Origin of the sequence: Mycobacterium colombiense, from assembly GCF_003284975.1 — a bacterium.
GTDB lineage: Bacteria > Actinomycetota > Actinomycetes > Mycobacteriales > Mycobacteriaceae > Mycobacterium > Mycobacterium europaeum_A.
Map to the genome: position 1 here is coordinate 1 of NZ_QMEU01000186.1, position 4,558 is coordinate 4,558.

At 69.7% G+C, this 4,558-nt stretch carries 4 protein-coding genes; 3 read left to right on the forward strand and 1 reads right to left on the reverse strand.

From position 1 onward, the window contains the following. Window positions 1-863 (forward strand): trehalose-phosphatase (gene otsB / locus DQP58_RS25935; protein ID WP_112710907.1); only part of this gene is annotated, 863 nt, incomplete at its 5' end. A gap of 21 nt (window positions 864-884) precedes the next feature. Here otsB and DQP58_RS25940 read toward each other — a convergent pair. Then, window positions 885-1,754: a MaoC/PaaZ C-terminal domain-containing protein gene (locus DQP58_RS25940; RefSeq protein ID WP_112710908.1), complete on the reverse strand. Its 870-nt coding sequence runs from the start codon at window positions 1,752-1,754 to the stop codon at window positions 885-887. Window positions 1,755-1,905: 151 nt separating this feature from the next. On the opposite strand from DQP58_RS25940, the gene DQP58_RS25945 reads away from it, so the two are divergent. Beyond that, entirely contained in the window at window positions 1,906-2,619 is a 714-nt protein-coding gene (locus DQP58_RS25945; RefSeq protein ID WP_112710909.1) for a histidine phosphatase family protein, read from the forward strand. 113 nt (window positions 2,620-2,732) lie between these two features. Continuing rightward, window positions 2,733-4,558 (forward strand): SDR family oxidoreductase (locus tag DQP58_RS25950; protein WP_112710910.1); only part of this gene is annotated, 1,826 nt, incomplete at its 3' end.

Consider the following 4,558-nt stretch of genomic DNA (forward strand, 5'->3'; position numbering starts at 1 on the left):
TGGATGAGGCCGGGGCCGACGCGGTGGTCGCCGACCTGGACGAGGTCACCGTGCGCACCGGGGACCGCCGGATGTCGCAACTGCCGGATGCGTTGCGGGCCTTGGCCGATGGGCTGGCCTCCCGGCGCCCGGCCGTGTTCTTCGACTTCGACGGCACGCTCTCCGACATCGTCGACGACCCGGATGCGGCGCGGCCCGTCGTCGGGGCCACCGAGGCGCTTCAGAAGCTGGCCGCGCGGTGCCCGGTTGCGGTGCTGTCCGGCCGCGACCTGGCAGACGTGGTCAAACGCGTTGGCGTGCCGAACATCTGGTATGCGGGCAGCCACGGCTTCGAGCTGACCGCCCCCGACGGCACCCACCACGAGAACGAGGCCGCGGCCGCCGCCATCGGAGTGCTCGAGGAGGCGGCCGGGCGGCTGCGCGACGAGCTGGGCGGGATCGCCGGTGTTGTGGTGGAGCACAAGCGATTCGGGGTCGCCGCGCACTACCGCAACGCCGCACGCGACCGTGTCGGGGAGGTGCTGGCGGCGGTGCGTGCCGCGGGCCGCCGCGACGGGCTTCGGGTCACCACCGGCCGCGAGGTGATCGAGCTGCGCCCAGACCTGGACTGGGACAAGGGCAAAACGCTGCGCTGGGTGATCGATCACCTGCACGAGGCCGGCTCCGGTGCGCTCACGCCGGTCTACCTCGGCGACGACATCACCGACGAGGATGCGTTCGACGCGGTGCGCGCGGACGGCGTGCCGATCCTGGTGCGGCACGGCGACGACGGCGACCGCGCCACCGCCGCGCAGTTCGCGCTCGACAGTCCCGCGCGGGCCGCCGAGTTCACCGACCGGCTGGCCGATCAGCTCAGTGGCTAGCGGCGGTCGCCGCCATCGGCACTAGGCGAATTCCACCGCGCCGTCGTCAAGCACCACCCGCGTATCGGCGCCATCGGCGGCAGCAGAAGCCTCGGTGCGGAACACCGCCTTGCCCGGCTCGGTGCGCCAGATCAGCGTGGTCAGCGTCTCGCCGGGGAACACCGGCGAGGTGAAGCGCGAGGCGATCGAGGTGATGTTGGCCGCGACGCCCCCGCCGAGCTCGGCGACCAGCGCGCGACCCGACACCCCGTAGGTGCACAGCCCGTGCAGGATCGGCTTGGGGAAGCCGGCCAGCTCGCGCGCGAACCACGGGTCGCTGTGCAGCGGGTTGCGGTCCCCGGAGAGCCGGTAGATCAGCGCCTGGTCCTCGCGGGTGGGCAGCGCGATCCGGGCGTCGGGCTCGCGTTCGGGGAATTCGGGTGCGACCGGTCGCTGACCCGGCATGCCGCCGAAGCCGCCCTCGCCCCGGATGACCAAGGTGGTGAGCGTCTCGGCGATCAACTTCCCGGAATCCGGTTCGGTGCCCCGCCCGCGCAGCACCAGGATCGCGTTCTTGCCCTCGCCCTTGTCCTGGATGTCGGCGACCTCCGACACCACCGAGAGTTTCCCGGCGGGCGGCAGCGGCGCGTGCAGCCGGATGCTCTGCGATCCGTGTAACAGCATGGCCCAGTTGAACTTTCCGACCAGGCCCGCCGCGCCGAAGGCCGGGCAGCAGATCACCGCGTAGGTCGGCAGCACCTGCTGGTCGATGTCGTGGCTGTTCTCGGTGGTGAATGCCAGGTCGTCGACCCCGGCGCCGACGCCGAGCGCGTAGAGCAGCGTGTCCCGATCGGTCCATTCGAACTGCATGGGTTCGGTGACCGCGCCGACGGCACTCGGATCAATCGCCATGGAAGTCTCCTGATCGTTGGGTAGGAATCCTCGGTCCACTCTGGCATCCGGCGAAACGAGGGCATGATCAAGGCCCTCTACCGGGCCCGCGCGGTAACAAAGCAACGCAAACCCTTCCCACCGGAGCCGTCGACAGGGCAGGCTATCTTTCATGCCCAAGCGCAGCATGATCCGCAAGGCCGGCGTCGCGCTCGCCGCGCTCACCGCCACGATGATCGTCGCCGGCTGCGGCGGCTCACCGCAGGCGCGGTCCATCACGGTGACGTTCATCCGCCACGCCCAGTCCGAGGCCAACGCCAGCGGCATCATCGACACCGAGGTGCCGGGCCCCGGCCTGACCCCGGAGGGCAAGGGACAGGCCGAACAGGTCGCGCACCAACTCGGCCGCAAGGACTACGACGCCGTCTACGCCTCCACCATGATCCGGACGCAGCAGACCGCCGCTCCGCTGGCCGCCGAACTCGGCAAGCAGGTGGAGGTGCTACCCGGCATCCAGGAGATCGACGCCGGTTGGTTCAACGGCAAGCCCGAGTCGATGGCCAAGTCGACGTACATGCTGGCGCCGGCGAACTGGATCAACGGCGACGTCTCCGACAGCATCCCCGGCTCGATCAGCGGCAAGGAGTTCAACGACCAGTTCACCGCCGCGATCAACAAGGTCTACAACAGCGGCCACCGCAACCCGGTGGTGTTCTCGCACCGGAACTCGATCATGGTGTGGACGCTGCTGAACACCCAGAACGCCAAGGACAGCCTGATGGACACCCACCCGATTCCGAACACCGGTCGCGTGGTGATCAGCGGGAACCCGATGACCGGCTGGACGCTGGTCGACTGGGACGGGATCCGCGACTTCCACAGCTAGTGGTGATCGCAAGCGCGGCGTAGCCGGGCGCGGCGGGTCGCCACCATCCAGCTAGTCGCCACCACACAAGGTCGGCAGTTGACGTGCGCGGCTGCCACCGCCACCATGTCTTCATGCGGTATGTCGTTACCGGCGGTACCGGGTTTATCGGTCGCCGCGTCGTGTCCCGTCTTCTGGAATCGGCGCCCGAGGCGCAGGTGTGGGTGCTGGTCCGACGCCAGTCGCTGGGCCGCTTCGAGCGGCTCGCGGCGGAGTGGGGCGAACGGGTGAAACCCCTGGTCGGTGCGCTGCCCGAGCTGCATCTGAGCGACGAGGCGCTCGCCGAGCTGGGCCGGGTCGATCACGTCGTGCACTGTGCGGCGATCTACGACATCACCGCCGGCGAACCCGAACAGCGGGCCAGCAACGTCGAGGGCACCCGCGCGGTGATCGCGCTGGCGCAGCGGTTGAACGCGACGTTGCACCACGTGTCGTCGATCGCGGTGGCGGGCGATTTCCCCGGCGAATACACCGAGGACGACTTCGACGTGGGCCAGCAGCTGCCGACGCCCTATCACCAGACCAAGTTCGAGGCCGAGCTACTGGTGCGCTCGGCGCCGGGTCTGCGCCATCGCGTCTACCGACCGGCGGTGGTGGTGGGCGATTCGCGCACCGGCGAGATGGACAAGGTGGACGGCCCGTACTACTTCTTCGGCGTGCTGGCCAAGTTGGCGGTCCTACCCAAGCTGACCCCGATCCTGCTGCCCGACACCGGCCGCACCAACATCGTGCCGGTGGACTACGTCGTCGCCGCGCTGGTCGCGCTGATGCACGCCGACGGCCGCGATCAGCAGACGTTCCACCTGACCGCCGAGAAGACCATCGGCCTGCGTGGCATCTACCGCGGGGTGGCCAAGGCGGCCGGGCTGCCGCCGCTGCGCGGTTCACTGCCCCGTTCGGTGGCCGCCCCCGTGCTCAAGGTGCGCGGGCGCGCCCGGGTGGTGCGCAACATGGCGGCTACCCAGCTCGGCATCCCCGCCGAGGTGCTCGACGTCGTGGACCTGGCGCCCACCTTCGTCAACGAGAAGACACGAGATGCGTTGCGGGGCACCGGTATAGCCGTTCCCGAGTTCGCCGGTTACGCGCCCAAGCTGTGGCGATACTGGGCCGAGCACCTCGATCCGGATCGGGCGCGCCGCGGCGATCCGCAGGGACCGTTGCAGGGCCGCCACGTCATCATCACCGGGGCGTCCAGTGGCATCGGCCGGGCGGCGGCCATCGCGATCGCCGAGCGGGGCGCCACCGTGTTCGCGCTGGCCCGCAACGGCGCGGCGCTGGATTCGCTGGTCGCCGAGATCCGCGCCAATGGTGGTGCCGCCCATGCCTTTACCTGCGACGTCACCGATTCGGCGTCGGTGGAACACACCGTCAAGGACATCCTGGGCCGGTTCGACCACGTCGACTACCTGGTGAACAACGCCGGCCGGTCCATCCGCCGCTCGGTGGTCAACTCGACCGACCGGCTGCACGACTACGAGCGGGTGATGGCGGTCAACTACTTCGGCGCGGTCCGGATGGTGCTGGCGCTGCTACCCCATTGGCGCGAGCGCCGATTCGGCCACGTCGTCAACGTGTCGAGCGCGGGTGTACAGGCCCGCAATCCCAAGTACAGCTCCTACCTGCCGTCCAAGGCGGCGCTGGACGCGTTCTCCGACGTGGTGGGTTCGGAGGTGCTGTCGGACCACATCACCTTCACCAACATCCATATGCCGTTGGTGCGCACGCCCATGATCGTGCCGTCGCACCGGCTCAACCCGGTGCCGGCGATCAGCCCCGAGCGGGCGGCGGCGATGGTGGTGCGCGGGCTGGTGGAAAAACCGGCCCGCATCGACACCCCGCTGGGGACGCTCGCCGAGGCCGGCAACTACTTCGCCCCGCGGACGTCGCGGCGGGTCCTGCA